The 14,627-nt window shown below is 55.1% G+C and carries 15 protein-coding genes; 9 read left to right on the top strand and 6 right to left on the bottom strand.

The window, feature by feature from the left end; genetic code table 11:
• Positions 1 to 183 precede the first annotated feature (183 nt).
• Entirely contained in the window at positions 184 to 1,539 is a 1,356-nt protein-coding gene (locus tag C0U40_RS16060; RefSeq protein WP_101656824.1) for a DEAD/DEAH box helicase, read from the top strand.
• A gap of 15 nt (positions 1,540 to 1,554) precedes the next feature.
• On the opposite strand, the gene C0U40_RS16055 is transcribed toward C0U40_RS16060, so the two are convergent.
• The gene (locus C0U40_RS16055) at positions 1,555 to 2,883 is read right to left on the bottom strand and encodes an alpha/beta hydrolase family protein (RefSeq protein ID WP_101656823.1); all 1,329 of its coding nucleotides are present in this window, start codon (positions 2,881 to 2,883) and stop codon (positions 1,555 to 1,557) included.
• A gap of 198 nt (positions 2,884 to 3,081) precedes the next feature.
• Between C0U40_RS16055 and rpe the strand changes: the two genes are divergently transcribed.
• On the top strand, positions 3,082 to 3,765 hold the full coding sequence (rpe, locus tag C0U40_RS16050; protein WP_180957726.1) for a ribulose-phosphate 3-epimerase: 684 nt from the start codon (positions 3,082 to 3,084) through the stop codon (positions 3,763 to 3,765).
• Between the two features lie 55 nt (positions 3,766 to 3,820).
• On the opposite strand, the gene C0U40_RS16045 is transcribed toward rpe, so the two are convergent.
• From C0U40_RS16045 to C0U40_RS16025, 5 genes are all read right to left on the bottom strand, one after another.
• Positions 3,821 to 4,438 carry a LysE/ArgO family amino acid transporter gene (locus C0U40_RS16045; RefSeq protein ID WP_101656822.1) on the bottom strand — a complete coding sequence of 206 codons (618 nt, stop codon included), beginning with the start codon at positions 4,436 to 4,438 and terminating at the stop codon, positions 3,821 to 3,823.
• A complete protein-coding gene (locus C0U40_RS16040; protein ID WP_101656821.1) occupies positions 4,438 to 5,127 on the bottom strand; it encodes a DUF502 domain-containing protein in 690 nt (229 codons plus the stop codon). The genes C0U40_RS16045 and C0U40_RS16040 overlap by 1 nt, the downstream gene beginning before the upstream one ends.
• A 107-nt stretch (positions 5,128 to 5,234) precedes the next feature.
• Complete coding sequence (locus tag C0U40_RS16035; RefSeq protein ID WP_101656820.1) at positions 5,235 to 5,750, bottom strand: hypothetical protein; 516 nt, start codon at positions 5,748 to 5,750, stop codon at positions 5,235 to 5,237.
• Positions 5,750 to 6,661, bottom strand: coding sequence for a pseudouridine-5'-phosphate glycosidase (locus tag C0U40_RS16030; RefSeq protein ID WP_286135045.1), 912 nt, complete (start codon positions 6,659 to 6,661; stop codon positions 5,750 to 5,752). Before C0U40_RS16030 ends, C0U40_RS16035 begins: the two co-directional genes overlap by 1 nt.
• Positions 6,658 to 7,551 carry a PfkB family carbohydrate kinase gene (locus C0U40_RS16025; protein WP_101656818.1) on the bottom strand — a complete coding sequence of 298 codons (894 nt, stop codon included), beginning with the start codon at positions 7,549 to 7,551 and terminating at the stop codon, positions 6,658 to 6,660. The genes C0U40_RS16030 and C0U40_RS16025 overlap by 4 nt, the downstream gene beginning before the upstream one ends.
• 316 nt (positions 7,552 to 7,867) lie before the next feature.
• Here C0U40_RS16025 and rpsB point away from each other — a divergent pair, with 316 nt between their 5' ends.
• The 7 genes from rpsB to C0U40_RS15990 all read left to right on the top strand — a co-directional run bounded on the left by rpsB (position 7,868) and on the right by C0U40_RS15990 (position 14,557).
• The gene (gene rpsB / locus C0U40_RS16020; protein WP_101656817.1) at positions 7,868 to 8,626 is read left to right on the top strand and encodes a 30S ribosomal protein S2; all 759 of its coding nucleotides are present in this window, start codon (positions 7,868 to 7,870) and stop codon (positions 8,624 to 8,626) included.
• Between the two features lie 74 nt (positions 8,627 to 8,700).
• The gene (gene tsf / locus C0U40_RS16015) at positions 8,701 to 9,576 is read left to right on the top strand and encodes a translation elongation factor Ts (protein ID WP_101656816.1); all 876 of its coding nucleotides are present in this window, start codon (positions 8,701 to 8,703) and stop codon (positions 9,574 to 9,576) included.
• Between the two features lie 243 nt (positions 9,577 to 9,819).
• A complete protein-coding gene (locus C0U40_RS16010; protein WP_101656815.1) occupies positions 9,820 to 11,451 on the top strand; it encodes a thiamine pyrophosphate-binding protein in 1,632 nt (543 codons plus the stop codon).
• A 117-nt stretch (positions 11,452 to 11,568) separates the two neighbouring features.
• Positions 11,569 to 12,384 (top strand): ATP-binding protein, encoded by an 816-nt coding sequence (locus tag C0U40_RS16005; RefSeq protein ID WP_145991950.1) that lies wholly within the window; start codon positions 11,569 to 11,571, stop codon positions 12,382 to 12,384.
• Between the two features lie 47 nt (positions 12,385 to 12,431).
• A complete protein-coding gene (locus C0U40_RS16000) occupies positions 12,432 to 12,908 on the top strand; it encodes a response regulator (protein WP_101656813.1) in 477 nt (158 codons plus the stop codon).
• A gap of 120 nt (positions 12,909 to 13,028) precedes the next feature.
• Positions 13,029 to 13,802 (top strand): ABC transporter ATP-binding protein, encoded by a 774-nt coding sequence (locus C0U40_RS15995; RefSeq protein ID WP_101656812.1) that lies wholly within the window; start codon positions 13,029 to 13,031, stop codon positions 13,800 to 13,802.
• 29 nt (positions 13,803 to 13,831) lie between these two features.
• Entirely contained in the window at positions 13,832 to 14,557 is a 726-nt protein-coding gene (locus tag C0U40_RS15990) for a transporter substrate-binding domain-containing protein (RefSeq protein ID WP_101656811.1), read from the top strand.
• Positions 14,558 to 14,627 lie beyond the last annotated feature (70 nt).

The raw sequence follows: 14,627 nt of genomic DNA, 5'->3' as shown, positions 1-14,627 counted from the left end.
CCGGGGCGCTGCCCCGGACCCCGAGATAGTTGCGCCAAAAAGAGCCGGTTTGCTGCAATGCAGCGATAGGGTTTGACCTTTGCTATGCTTTCTGTGCATAAGGGCGCGAATGGGCTCTTATGCTCGCAACCGCGCCGGACTTTCATTTGATCGCCCCAGCGCATCACATGAAAAGAGAATTGCGTGAATTTCACCGACCTCGGCTTGTCAACGCCGATCCTTAAAACGTTGTCTAACAGCAACTATTCCACCCCCACTCCTATTCAGGCACAGGCCATTCCGCCCGTCATGGACGGCAAGGACCTTATCGGTCTGGCGCAGACCGGCACCGGCAAAACCGCAGCGTTTTCATTGCCGGTTCTGCACCGTCTGTCTGCCACCAAACCGTCCGAGCCGCGCAAACTGCGCGCGCTGATCCTTGCGCCGACGCGTGAACTCGCGACACAGATCAATGATGCGATCTGGACCTATTCCAAAGGTCTCGGGCTGAAAAGCGCCTTTGTGATCGGCGGTGTTCCGATCCGCAAGCAGCAGCGCCAGCTGGCTCAGGGGATTGATATCCTTGTAGCCACACCGGGCCGGCTTGAAGATCTTATCGCGCAGAAATCCGTTACGCTGAAGCACATCGAAACGGTTGTACTTGATGAGGCAGACCAGATGCTCGACATCGGGTTCATGCCCGCGATCCGCCGGATTCTGTCCCTGACACCAAAGTCCCGTCAGACCTTGCTGTTTTCGGCAACCATGCCAAAAGAAATTGCGGCACTGGCTGAAGATCACCTTTCCGATCCGGTCGAAGTATCAGTTACACCGGTGTCTTCCACAGCAGAGCGGATTGAGCAATCAGTTGTGCATATGGATGCTTCGGCCAAGCCGACTGCGATTTTCAAGCTGATCCAGAAACATCCGGGCAAACGGGTCATCGTTTTTACACGGACCAAACGCGGTGCGGATAAAGTCGCCAAAAAGCTCGGAGCTGAGGGAATTGGCGCGGATGCGATCCACGGGAACAAATCCCAAGGCCAGCGCCAACGTGCGCTGGATGCCTTCCGCAAGGGCGATAAACCGGTTCTGATCGCCACAGACATTGCGGCACGCGGTATTGATATCCGCGACGTCGAACTGGTTGTGAACTATGATCTGCCACAGGTTCCCGAAGCCTATGTTCACCGGATCGGGCGCACAGCGCGGGCCGGTGCTTCCGGCTTTGCCGTGACATTCTGTTCGCCGGAAGAACAAAAGCTGCTGCGCGGCATCGAGAAGATCATCAAGAAGTCCATTCCAGCGAGCATGGCGGACGGATCTCCTGCGCCGGTGATGGATGCGCCACGGGGTAAACCTGCGGGCGGTGCCCGTCGCGGCAATGGCGGCGGTCGGGGCCGTGGTCCTGCGAAATCCGGTGATGCGGCGGGGGAGGGTGGTAACCCAAACAAACGCCCCTGGCACAAGCGGCGCAGCGCCAATAGCGAAGGTGCAGCCGCACCGAAAGGCAAACGCCCCAGACGCAGCAAAGCATCCGGGGCGCAGGCAGCCTCCTGATAAAAGGGCCGGGATTTACTCGGCCTTTGGCAGAACCTCATAGCGCAGCCCTGCGGCTGTGCGATTGGGGAAACCTGCCCAATAGGTATGGTCTTCCTTGAAGCTGCCATCTTCATTTGCGGACCAGACGCCATCCTTGGCGTTTGGCTCCAGCGACAGAAACGGCTCCATATCCCCATCATTCCCGAGATATTTGCCAAGCCATGCGGTGACGAAATGCTGCGCGATATTGTTCATCCGCGCTGTATCCCAGACCGGATCTGCGTAGTGGTCAAAGGCTGCAAATCCGAGTTCCACATCCACCTCGCGGCCTTCTTGCGGGGCGGGATAAGGGGCGGCGGCATTGTGATTGGCATTCTCGAAGGTCAAAAGCGCGCGGTCTACATTCACAGCTCCCTGCCAGATAGAGCGCACGCCCGGATCATAGCCTGATACATCATCAATCGAACCGGCGATAAACAACATCGGGATTTGCACGCCTTTCAGGGTCTCTGCATCCCAGAAGCCGTAGGTCAGCCCCCATGGGGCAAAAGCCACCGCGGTTTTAAAGCGCGGGTCGGGCAGGGCATTGTGGGTTTCGGACCCTGACAGATGTACACCGAGCGTTCCGTGCGGACCGCCCCAAGCGTAATCCACCGCTGCCTGTGTGACCCCGCCACCCGCAGAAATCACCGCGCCGTAGCCGCCCATGGAATATCCGATCAATGCGCTGTTGTCCGTATCCGCCAGACCGGAGAGGAAGCCGTCCCCCCCTTCAGACAGGGCTGCAATCTGATTCAGAACGAACTTTTGATCCAGCGAGCGGTTAACCAGTGTCGATCCAAATGCGGCTTTATCCGAATAGGTGCTGTCGGTGTGATCGACAGAGGCGACGACATAGCCTTTAGACGCAATGTTTTCTGCCAGATGGGACAGCAGAAACCGGTTCCCCGGATAGCCGTGGCTGATCAGGACAAACGGATATTTACCGTCCTTCGGCGCTGCATCCCGCATGGCCTGTCCGTGAAGGTCCACCACAGTTTTACCATCGCGGATTTCTGCCTTCAGGACAGTATCGCCGCTGGCATCATCGGCGGCGGGATACCAGACTTCGACGGTCAGGTCGCGATCATAGCGGGGCATTTCACCCGGTTTGTCGGCCGCCGGATCAATGGCCAGAATATTGATCTGGTTAGGATTGGTCATTTCGATCTGGCGCACACCAACTTTATGGCTGCCGTAAGCAGCAAGAGCAGGCGCGTCCGGCCTTTGGGTGTCAATCCGGTTTTCCGCCATCAACGGGGCTCCTGTTACGACCGCAGCAGTGGCAAGCACCACGCCGAGGCTTGTCTTGTTCATTTTCATTGTCTTCTCCCAAAATGTGTCCGCTTTATACGCGCGGTTTATGTACTGTTTATTACACGTCTCCTAACACACAGGTTAAGCTTGGGGTGGGGATGCCCGCCCGTCCAGAAGTTTGTATAAAAACCTCGCGTCGGGTCTTTTACAGCTGGCCTTTTCTGCGTATCAGAAGGCGAGCTGCTTAACCGAAGGACTGCTGCCATGCCTGTGGAATTTGACCCTGCCCGTGACCTGAAAATTGCGCCCTCGATCCTTTCTGCGGATTTCGCCCGATTGGGTGAAGAGGTCCGCGCGATTGAGGAACAGGGCTGTGACTGGGTACATATTGACGTTATGGACGGACATTTCGTGCCCAACATCACCATCGGACCTGATGTTGTCGCCGCGCTGCGCCCCCATTGCAAAACGGTGATGGATTGCCATCTGATGATATCACCCGCCGATCCCTATCTTGAGGCCTTTGCCAAGGCGGGTGCGGATATTATCACCATCCATGCCGAGGCCGGACCCCATTTGGACCGCTCCTTGCAGTATATCCGCTCGCTTGGATGTAAGGCTGGCGTTGCGCTAAATCCATCCACGCCGGAGAGCGTGATCGAATACTGTCTCGACAAGATCGATCTGATCCTAGTGATGACGGTAAACCCCGGTTTTGGCGGGCAGAAGTTCCTGCACAGCCAGTTGCCCAAGATGGAACGGGTGCGCAAGATGATCGGGGACCGTCCGATCTGGCTGGAGATTGACGGCGGCGTTACGCCGGAAACAGCGCCTCTGGCTCGCGCGGCCGGAGTAGATGCGATGGTTGCGGGGTCTGCCGTGTTCAAAGGCGGTACGCCACAGCATTATGGCGAGAATATCGCGGCGATCCGCAAATCCTGTGGATAAACCGCTTTAGGTTTAACGGGTAATAAGCTGAAAAGGCGCGGTTTACGCGCCTTTTTTAATATGTGCCAAGGCTGGCGATCAGTCCGAAGGCGATCAGCCACATCACGATACCAATTCCAATGTCGAGCACCCGCCAGGTTGCAGTGGTCTGCATGACCGGCGCCAGAAGACGCGCACCATAGCCCAGTCCGAAGAAGAAGCTGAACGATGCCAACGCCGCCGCAATGCCGAAGGCCCATTTTTCGGCTGCCGGTTCAAACTGCGTGCTGACCGCACCGATCAGGCCGAGCGTGTCGAGATAGACGTGAGGGTTCAGCCATGTGCAGGCAAAGACCACCCCAAGGGCAGGCCACAGGTCCAGCCCTTTGCCGGATAGTTCCATCGTGTAATCCCCGCGCCATGCGGCAAGAAAACGGGTAGCGCCGTAGAACAGCAGGAAGGCGGCGCCGAAAAGGGACAGATAAAAGGGCAGGCGGGGAAAATAACCGACCATCGCACCAAAACCTGCTACACCTGCTGTAATCAGAAGTGCGTCGGACACTGCACAAAACAGGCAGATGAGGAAGACATGGCTGCGCAACAGCCCCTGACGCAGCACAAAAGCATTTTGCGCACCAATAGCAAGAATCAGGGAAAATGCAGTGAAATATCCGGTCAGAGCAGCGGAGAGCATTAACTGTGTCTAACCTTGACGGATTGCGCACGCCCCGCGGCAATTTCCTCTTTGCTGGGCGGCATGACCAGCCCGGCAGAGATCACAAGTTTCGCGGCGGCTTCCACGTCCATATCAAGGTAAATTACATCTTCACTCGGGACGAAAAGCAAAAAGCCCGATGTCGGATTCGGGGTGGTGGGCAGAAAGACCGACATCATCGACTCCTGTCCTGTCTTGGTCAAGATTTCACCTTTGGAGGAAGTCGAGACAAAGGCAATGGCCCAGATGCCCTTGCGGGGGTATTCCACCAGACAGGCTTTTTCAAAGCTGGCGTTGGACTGGTTCAGGATGGTTTCAACGATCTGTTTCACGCCGTTATAGATCGTGCGCACGATCGGCATCCGGTCCACAAGGCTTTCGATGTATTTCAGAAGCTGGCGGCCAAACAGCCCTTTGAAGCTGGCCCCGACAACGGTGGTGAAAGCCAGAAACACGATGACACCATACCCGCGCCATTCCGTTGAAGGCTTATAAGCCTCCGGCACCAGAGGCAGTACGCGGCTGTCCACAAACCCGACAAAGGCCCAGATCATCCAGATGGTCAGCGCCACGGGCAGCACAATGGCCAGTCCGGTCAGAAAATTGCCGCGCACCCGAACCAGAAGGCCGGGGCGTTTGCGCCTTGGAGTGTTTGGTTTTCGGGCCATGGTTCGTTCGCTCTATAATACAGAAGAATATCTAAGACTTCTGCTACGGGGGTGCAATCCCGCTCTGTTGGGTGAGTATTTCGGGAACATTGAAGCGTCGGGTGAACTCAGCGCTCCTCTGTTTCCAGTGCGTCAATGTAGGGATTGAGCTTCGGGTCCTGTTTCCAGCGGGAGATACGGGCCTTGAAGGCCGGGGAGTCAGCCTGTTCCTGCAGGAATTCCGGCGCGAAATCTTCGCAATATTCCGTAAGATCGTTCTTCAGAAAGGTTTCAATCCGGTCCCAGAACGCGTCTTCGCTGATACCGGCACCGTTTTTGTGCCAGTACGGATCCAGTGGCGCGGTCAGTTCGTAGAGCGCATCCTCGCGGGAGTTGGCGTAATCCTCATCCCAGTCGAGATCGAGTTTTATACAGTCCAGCAGATAGGCAAGAATGGCCTGCGCGTCAGCTTTGCGGGGCTTGAAATTGCCAAGGCTTTCGCGCAGATGCGGTTCGCTGAGCACCATATAGGCGAGTGCGCGTTCCGAGATATCCTTGCTCGCCTGCGCCTTGCGCAGCAGGTCGGCAGAAAGTTTACCCTCTTCCAGCGCAGCCTCGATACGGGTGATCAGCGGAGACGTCATTACAGATCTTTCAGAGCGCGGGCGATTTTCGCACCAAGCGCTGCGTTATTCTTCACCAGCGCAATGTTGGATTTCAGCGACTTGCCTTCGGTCAGTTCAACAATACGACCCAGCAGGAAAGGCGTGACCTGTTTTGCGCCGATATTCTGGGCGTCGGCCTCGGCCACGGCCTGAGCAATGATCGGGTTCAGGTAATCCGCGTCGATTTCTGACTCTTCAGGGATCGGGTTGGCGACGAGTTGTCCACCCTCAAGGCCAAGGGTTGCGCGCATTTTATGGGCTTTGGCGATTTCTTCGGGGGAATCCATGCGCAGTGGCGCGGCAAGGCCGGAGACGCGGGACCAGAAGGCGGGAAAATCGTCGCTTTGATAGCCGATGACCGGAACCCCGTTGGTTTCCAGCACTTCCAGTGTTTTGGGCAGATCAAGGATCGCCTTGGCACCGGCGCAAACAACAGTGACGGCGGTTTGGGACAGTTCTGTCAGATCGGCGCTAACGTCAAAGCTGGTTTCTGCCCCTTTGTGAACGCCACCGATCCCACCGGTTGCGAAGACATCAATGCCGGCCAGTTCAGCGCAGATCATCGTTGCCGCCACAGTTGTTGCACCCGTGCGCCCGTTGGAAACCGCCACTGCCAGATCCGCGCGGGAGAGTTTCATGACGTCTTTGGCTTGTGCGAGGCTTTCCAGCGTGTCTGCTTCCAGACCGATATGGATCTTGTGATCGATAATCGCGATTGTAGCCGGTACCCCACCATTGTCGCGCACTACCTGTTCCACCTCCCGAGCGGTCTCCAGATTGGCCGGATAGGGCATGCCATGGGTGATAATTGTGCTTTCCAGCGCCACGACAGGGGCGCCCTCGGCCATGGCTTTGCTGACTTCTGCGGAATAGACGAGAGGAAGGGTCAAAGCGGGGTCTCCGTGGATATGTATTTAGAAGTGTAGTCGAGCGCGAAATCCAGCGCTTCTGCGCCGGTTAAACCGCGGCTTTCGGCAACGATATGGCTGGCCATGAACACGTCACCCGCACCGGTGACACGCAGGACTTTAACAACGGGCGGCGTTTGGGACAAAACCCCGTTGGCATCCGCCACAGCGGCTGCGTTCGGACCATCCGTTACGACAGCGCGGTAAAGTCCGGTGGCGGCCAGTTGGCGGGCGGCCTCGGCGGCGCTGTCGAGTTTGGTGTTCAGGAGGATATTGGCTTCAATCAGGTTGACATAGGCCGTCGCATGGCCGTGACCGACAAAAGGTTTCAGCCGTTCTGCCTTGCCGGGTGATGCGGGTGCTAGACGGATGTCAGCGACGCGGAACTCGGCAGCGCTGCTGATGTAATCCAGTGTGTCGCGGGGCAGGTTGCCTTCACACACAACAAGCCCGTCAAACGGATCGCCCGCCGTGCCCAACCGCCCGTCGCCGAGTGGTGCGATCACCGCGTCGGCCTGTTCTTCAAGGGAGTGGGCATCAGCAATCGCCGCGATCAGACCGTTGCTGCCCTCAATCGCCATATACTGGTCTGTCGGATAGGATTTGGACACATGCACAAAAGCCGTTTCCATGCCCCGTGCGGTGGCTTCCATCAGCAATTCCCGTCCCGCTGCATCATCGCCCAAGGCAGTGAGAAGCGAGACTGGCACGTCATGGGCGCGCAGGGCCATTGCGATATTCATGGCAACGCCGCCGGGAATGCGGATGATCCGGCCGGGCACATCGTGCCCTGCTTTCATAGCGCGTTCGGAGCGGCCAACAATGTCCCAGAGAACGGAACCGATACAGAGGATGGGGGCAGGGGGTGTCATGGCGTCCTTTTGATCTGTGCGGCGCGGGCTGGCAAGGGGGAATAATGCTGTTATACACTTAAACAACCCCGTTTATCAGCTTCTACAGTTACTAATCCCGCTGTCCCGCGCAAATCACACCCTTTCGCCCGCTAAAGGCGGCGATTTATGTGCGAAAGCCCTTGCCAAGCACAGATATGCCCCCTATAGCGACCTCACTTAAATCCACAGGCGGGGTCTGCGGGTTTTGGGGGAGACATCCCCAAAGCTCCAACCGGTTGGAACGGCAGGTGCCATTCCTTCTCCCGCTGAGGCTAAACCGGAAAAGGAAAATCCAATGGCTCTTCCCGAGTTCACATTGCGTCAACTGCTTGAAGCAGGCGTACACTTCGGCCACCAGACACACCGCTGGAACCCACGTATGGGTCAGTACATCTATGGCCAGCGCAACGGCATCCACATTCTCGACCTGACACAGACAGTTCCTCTGCTGGATCAGGCCCTGCAAGTGACACGCGAAACTGTTGCCAAAGGCGGCCGTATCCTGTTCGTAGGCACCAAGCGTCAGGCTGCAAACGCAGTTGCAGAAGCTGCCGAGCGTTCCGCGCAATACTACATGAACCACCGCTGGCTGGGTGGCACGCTTACAAACTGGCAGACAGTTTCCAAGCGTATTGCGCACCTCAAAGACATCGACGAGAAACTGGCAAGCGGCGCTGAAGGCCTGACCAAGAAAGAACGTCTTGGTATGGAACGCGAGCAGGCTAAACTGCAAGCATCCTTGGGTGGTGTTCGCGAAATGGGCGGTGTTCCCGACCTGATCGTTGTCATCGACACCAACAAAGAATCCCTTGCAGTTCAGGAAGCCAACAAGCTGGGCATCCCTGTGATTGCTGTTCTGGACTCCAACTCTGCACCAGAGAACATCGACTACCCGATCCCGGGCAACGACGATGCGGCTCGTGCGATTGCGCTTTACACCGACCTGATCGCCCGTGCGGCACTGGACGGTATGGCAGCTGCTATGGGTTCTGCAGGTATCGACATCGGGTCCCTGGAAGAAGCGCCAGCTGAAGAAGCTGTTGCAGAAGCCTGATCGGCTTTCACATTACTGATACCTCGGGGGTGTAAACGCATCCCCGACTCTTACCGCATTTAGGAGAGATGAAGATGGCTATCACAGCTGCACTCGTTAAAGAACTGCGCGAAAAATCCGGCGCAGGCATGATGGACGCCAAAAAAGCCCTGACAGAAACCGACGGCGACATGGAAGCCGCAATGGACTGGCTGCGCACCAAAGGTCTGGCAACAGCGGCGAAGAAATCCGGTCGTACAGCGGCTGAAGGTCTGGTCGGCGTTAAAGTTGAAGGCGGCGTTGGTGTTGCCGTTGAAGTGAACGCGGAAACCGATTTTGTTGGCAAAAACGCCGACTTCCAGAAAATGGTAAACGGCATCGTTGCCGCTGCTGTTTCCGTGGATGACGTTGAAGCGCTGAAAACTGCTGATATGGGTGGCAAGACAGTCACTGACGTTGTGACCGATGCGATCGCCACAATCGGTGAAAACATGTCCGTGCGCCGCATGGCCAAAGTAACCGGCGATGTTGTCGGCTCTTACATCCACGCAGCGGCTGCTGACGGTCTGGGCAAGATCGGTGTTCTGGTTGCGCTGAAAGGCGGCGACGAAGCGTTTGCCAAGCAGGTTGCCATGCACGTTGCAGCGACCAACCCTGCCTCCCTGTCCGAAGAAGATCTGGACCCTGCCGTAATCGAGCGTGAGAAAAACGTTCTGACCGAGCAAGCCCGTGAATCCGGCAAGCCTGAGAACATCATTGAAAACATGATCAAAGGCCGGATGAAGAAGTTCTACTCCGAAGTGACCCTGAACAACCAGGCATTCGTCATCAACCCTGACGTAACAGTTGGTCAGGCTGCCAAAGACGCCGGTGCGGAAATCGTATCTTTTGTACGTCTGGAAGTAGGCGAAGGCATTGAGAAAAAAGAAGAAGATTTTGCAGCGGAAGTTGCAAAGACAATGGGCGGCTAAACCCGCGACACTGTTAGTTCTTGAAAGCCCTGCCATCCGGCGGGGCTTTTTTTTGGGAAATGCGGAAGGATTTAAAGCAGGTTCGAAGCGTATTGAACCGGGAAGAACGACCCTCCGAACCTGCAAGTCAAACTGCTTTCGCGTTTGGCTGAAACAACTGTCCCATTTTTCGATTGTAAAATAAGTGAGTTCTGTCACACATTCCGCATAAATTTGCAGCAAACGGAAAAAGGGTAGGCTGGCATGGCACGGACTGGCGGAGAACTGTTGATTAAATGTCTTTTGGAACAAGGCGTTGATACGGCTTTCGGAGTCCCGGGCGAAAGCTATCTTGCCGTGTTGGATGCGCTTTACGATGTGCAAAACCAGATGCGCCTGATCACAACACGCCACGAAAGCGGCGCGTCTTTCGCAGCAGAAGCTTACGGCAAACTGACGAACAAGCCCGGCATCTGTTTTGTCACACGCGGACCGGGCGCGACAAATGCCTCTATCGGGGTGCACACCGCCATGCAGGATAGCACCCCCATGATCCTGTTCGTCGGGCAAATCGGACGTGACATGCGCGACAGGGAAGCTTTTCAGGAAGTGGATTACCGTGCGTTCTTTGGGCCGATCGCCAAATGGGCGACCGAGGTAGACAATGCGGACCGAATTCCCGAAATCGTGGCGCGTGCATTCCAGATGGCCACATCGGGGCGTCCGGGTCCGGTTGTGGTGGCTCTGCCCGAAGACATGCTGACGGATATGACCGACGCAGAGCCGTGCAAGCCAATAAAACCCTTCCATCCTGCGCCTGATCCTGCTGCAGTTCAGGCTGCGGCGGACGTGTTGAACAACGCCAAAACGCCACTAATGATCGTTGGCGGTGGCGGCTGGACACAACAGGGCAGGGACGCCTTGTCCGAATTTGCGCAGAAAACTTCTATTCCCGTCGCCTCTGTTTTTCGCAGTCAGGACCTGATCGACAACCGCGGGCCGAACTTCATCGGTGATGCGGGGTTCGGTATGGCTCCCCATATCCGCGAGGCCATTTCAAACGCGGATGTTATTCTAGCCGTTAACATCCGTTTTGGCGAAACCGTGACAGACGGTTGGACCTTGTTGGATGTTCCCAATGCAAAGCAGAAGATCATTCACAGCCATATCTCGGCGGATGAGATCGGCAAGGTTTACCAGCCTGACGTTGCAATCCAATCTGCGCCACACGCATTCATTAACGCATTAAACCCATTGATAACAGCAAATTACAACGATCATTTAAGCCAAATTCAACCCAAATACCTTGCAACTCTGACACCCAAGCCGGCCAAAGGCCCGGTGGATATGGCCAAGGTTTGCGAACACCTGCGTGCGGTTCTGGACGATGATGTGATCCTGACCAACGGCGCTGGAAACTTTGCAATCTGGTCCGGTCGCTACATCCAGTATCACGGTGACAAGCGGTTGCTTGGGCCGCAATCCGGCGCTATGGGTGCAGGTCTTCCGGCAGCACTGGCGGCCAAGGCTGCGGATCCGAAACGTCAGGTCGTCTGCTTTGCGGGCGATGGCGATTTTCAGATGTCTTCCCAAGAACTTGGCACCATGCTGCAATACGGTTTGCAACCGATTATCCTGCTGCTGAACAACGGGATGTACGGCACAATCCGGCTGCATCAGGAGCGCCGCTACGAAGGGCGGCCCAGTGGCACAGAGATCATAAATCCCGATTTCACGCAACTTGCCAAAGCCTATGGCTTCTGGAGCCAGCGCGTAGAGAAAACGGAAGACTTCGCCGACGCTTTCGCGGCAGCAAAGACGAAGACCAACGGCGCCTTGATCGAATTGATGATCGATCCTGATGATATTGCGCCGAACGTGATCCTGAAGTCATAAGCGCTATTCCTTAATTTATCGTTTCTCTGAAACGGGTGTTTCGGGGAGACGGTCAATATTACTCAATAGTAAAATTAACATAATATTCATTATGCGATTATTTCACGCGTAAAAATTTTGTCCCTGCTTAGTAAAAAATTAAATGTTACGTGGTCAAACTCCGGTAACCAAACGGATGAGATTACTGTGTTACACACGCGCGCATCGTCGGCTGACCAACTCTTGTATAAGGTCACGCACGATTTATCGGAAACCATCCGCGCTCTTGTAGAGCTTCCGAAATGGATCTTCGAAGATCTTGCAGAGGCCCAAACAGAAGTATCTGCCGAGGTTCAGGAGAATCTGAATGCACTGATCGTCAATGGCACGCGGCTTGAACAGTTGATAAACGGCCTTCAAACCTACTCCCGCGTGGGTCTTTACCAGAAGCTCTCTGTGATCAACTTGCCCGCCAAAATGAAGGAACTTCGTCAGGCAGTAGCCCTGCCGTCCTCAATCAAGCTTACAACACACCATAACACAAACCAGCTGCTAGCCTTCGAACCGGACTTTTCAAACCTATGTCTTGTGCTGCTGGAAAATGCAGTAAAGCACAGCGATCAGAAAACAAGGTGCCTGGAACTGAAAATCGTTTCTACGGATCACCGGATTGAGGTTGTGATGGTAGACGATGGTCCGGGCATCCCGATCCATCTGCGAGAGAAAGCCACCCAGCTTTTGACCTCGCTGCGATCCAAAGATGAAGTTGAAGGAAGCGGCATCGGCTTGGCGCTTGCCCTGAAGATTGCGGAATCCTATCGTGGCACGCTGCTACTGGAAACTGCATTCCCGGAGACCGGCCGGGGCCTGCGCGTCAAGGCCTGCCTTAAGGACCCCGCGATCGGTTCAGGACTAAAAGTTAAGAACGCAGCAAGCGGATTAATAAATTCTTAGAGATCTGCGAGCAATATTGCGTTACTTGCCCAAACGGAGATCTATTAATGCCAGCAGACGATTTCGCCCTTAAATCGGAAGACCAAGCTCCCCTGATTTACAAAAATGAAGCAATTGTTCAGGCTTTGATTCTGGATGACAGTAATTTTGATCGAAAACGGCTGCGCCGGATTGCCAAACATACCGGTCTTCCTATTGAGTTTACGAGTTGTGCTTCCCTGATTGCATTTGAAAAACTCATCCAAGAGTCGAAATTTCATATTGTTTTCATTGATTACCGGCTTCCGGAAGGCAACGGGTTGGAAGCGTTGAAGATCTTGGAAAAATACGAAAACAATGCAAATGCGTCGCCTATTCTTATCGCCGGTGATCTGGATGGCGATGTGGTGGCTTCGGCGTTCAAAGCCGGATGCGTAGACTATATTGCGAAAAGAAAAGTCGACAAACGGCAACTACGCCATTCGATCCTGCATGCCCTTACTCAAGCCGGATTTCCAACGGGACGAACACCCGCAGGAAAATAGCTGGCTTAAAGACGAAAAATCTGCTGATTGACCAGAAGGAAACCTGCTTCTACCAATTGACTTATTGTGCCTCATATAACAATTTGGGGCGCTTAAAACTGGTTAAAATGGACCTTCGTCTTGACAGATTCTGCCGCGCCCGTGATCGAGCTACGGAATATCCACAAAAGTTACGGTGATCTTGAAGTAATCAAAGGGGTCGACTTAACCGCCTGCAAGGGGGATGTCATTGTCCTGATCGGTTCTTCCGGTTCTGGTAAAAGCACACTCCTGCGCTGCGTTAATCTGCTGGAAACGGCCCAGCAAGGTGACATTGTCATCGCGGGTGAACCTGTCAGTTGGAAAAATTCCTCTCACAACCGGATGCCCGCCGACAAAGATCAGGTGCGGCGGTTCAGAACCAATCTTTCTATGGTTTTTCAACAGTTTAACCTCTGGTCCCATCTCACAATACTTGAGAACGTGATCGAGGCGCCCGTAACTGTGCTTGGTGCCGAGAAAAATGCGGCAATCGAACTCGGGCAGCGCCTGCTCGACAAGGTTGGTATCGGGGATAAATCGGATCGTTATCCTTCCCAGCTTTCAGGGGGGCAACAACAGCGTGCTGCCATTGCCCGCGCGCTGGCGATGGAACCCACGGCCATGCTATTTGATGAACCGACCTCCGCACTTGATCCGGAAACAGAGGCGGAAGTTGTTAACGTCATCAAAGATCTCGCCGCGGAAGGCCGCACAATGCTATTGGTTACCCATGATATGAAGATGGCCCGTGATGTTGCGAGCCACGTAGTTTTCCTGCATCAGGGGGTTATCGAAGAGCAAGGCCCTCCGGATGAGGTATTCGGAAATACAAAATCAACGAGGTTGCAGCAATTCTTAAGCTCAACTCACTAAACGGGTCGCAGCCCAACAAGGAGAAAACGATGAAAAAACTAGTACTTGCAGCCGCATTATCTGCACTGGCAGCCGGAACCGCTGTAGCGGATCCGATCCGTATGGGAACCGAGGGCGCCTACCCTCCGTATAACTTCATCAACGATGCCGGCGAAGTCGACGGCTTCGAGCGGGAGTTGGGAGATGAGATCTGCAAACGTGCCGAACTGGAATGCACATGGGTTACCAATGATTGGGACAGCATCATTCCAAATCTCGTTTCCGGCAACTATGACACAATCATAGCTGGCATGTCTGTTACTCCAGAGCGTGACGAAGTCATTGATTTCTCAAACGAATATTACCCGCCTTCCCCGTCTGCCTTTGTTGGCGCGGCAGGAATGGACGTTGACCTGTCCGGCGCGATTATCGCCGCGCAAACCAACACCATTCAGGCAGGCCATGTGTCGGAAATGGGCGCAACTCTGGTAGAATTCGCAACGCCAGATGAAACCGTTGCCGCAGTGCGCAACGGTGAAGCCGATGCTGTTCTGGCAGATAAGGACTATCTCGCGCCGATCGTGGCCGAGAGCAACGGTATGCTGGAATTCATCGGTGAGGATGTAGCCATTGGCGGCGGCATCGGTATCGGCCTTCGCGAGAGCGATACAGAACTGAAAGCCACGCTGAACAAGGCAATCGACTCGATGAAAGCCGACGGTACGCTTAACACCATGCTGGCGAAATGGTTCGAAGGCGACGCGCCTCAGTGGTAAACCCTTCAGGGTGGACAAGTCATTGTCCACCCTACCCTTTTTCTTTCCTTCAGGTGCACGGGGCCGCGAA

The sequence above is a fragment of the Neptunicoccus cionae genome (assembly GCF_002860325.1).
Lineage (GTDB): Bacteria > Pseudomonadota > Alphaproteobacteria > Rhodobacterales > Rhodobacteraceae > Amylibacter > Amylibacter lutimaris.
This window is presented reverse-complemented; position numbering and strand designations above follow the sequence as displayed.

What these genes read in the sequence shown, in the direction of transcription:
- C0U40_RS16055 (WP_101656823.1), bottom strand. Translation starts at nt 2,883, where the DNA reads ATGAAAATGAACAAGACAAGCCTCGGCGTGGTGCTTGCCACTGCTGCG.
- rpe (WP_180957726.1), top strand. Translation starts at nt 3,082, where the DNA reads ATGCCTGTGGAATTTGACCCTGCCCGTGACCTGAAAATTGCGCCCTCG.
- C0U40_RS16045 (WP_101656822.1), bottom strand. Translation starts at nt 4,438, where the DNA reads ATGCTCTCCGCTGCTCTGACCGGATATTTCACTGCATTTTCCCTGATT.
- C0U40_RS16040 (WP_101656821.1), bottom strand. Translation starts at nt 5,127, where the DNA reads ATGGCCCGAAAACCAAACACTCCAAGGCGCAAACGCCCCGGCCTTCTG.
- C0U40_RS16035 (WP_101656820.1), bottom strand. Translation starts at nt 5,750, where the DNA reads ATGACGTCTCCGCTGATCACCCGTATCGAGGCTGCGCTGGAAGAGGGT.
- C0U40_RS16025 (WP_101656818.1), bottom strand. Translation starts at nt 7,551, where the DNA reads ATGACACCCCCTGCCCCCATCCTCTGTATCGGTTCCGTTCTCTGGGAC.
- rpsB (WP_101656817.1), top strand. Translation starts at nt 7,868, where the DNA reads ATGGCTCTTCCCGAGTTCACATTGCGTCAACTGCTTGAAGCAGGCGTA.
- tsf (WP_101656816.1), top strand. Translation starts at nt 8,701, where the DNA reads ATGGCTATCACAGCTGCACTCGTTAAAGAACTGCGCGAAAAATCCGGC.
- C0U40_RS16010 (WP_101656815.1), top strand. Translation starts at nt 9,820, where the DNA reads ATGGCACGGACTGGCGGAGAACTGTTGATTAAATGTCTTTTGGAACAA.
- C0U40_RS16000 (WP_101656813.1), top strand. Translation starts at nt 12,432, where the DNA reads ATGCCAGCAGACGATTTCGCCCTTAAATCGGAAGACCAAGCTCCCCTG.
- C0U40_RS15990 (WP_101656811.1), top strand. Translation starts at nt 13,832, where the DNA reads ATGAAAAAACTAGTACTTGCAGCCGCATTATCTGCACTGGCAGCCGGA.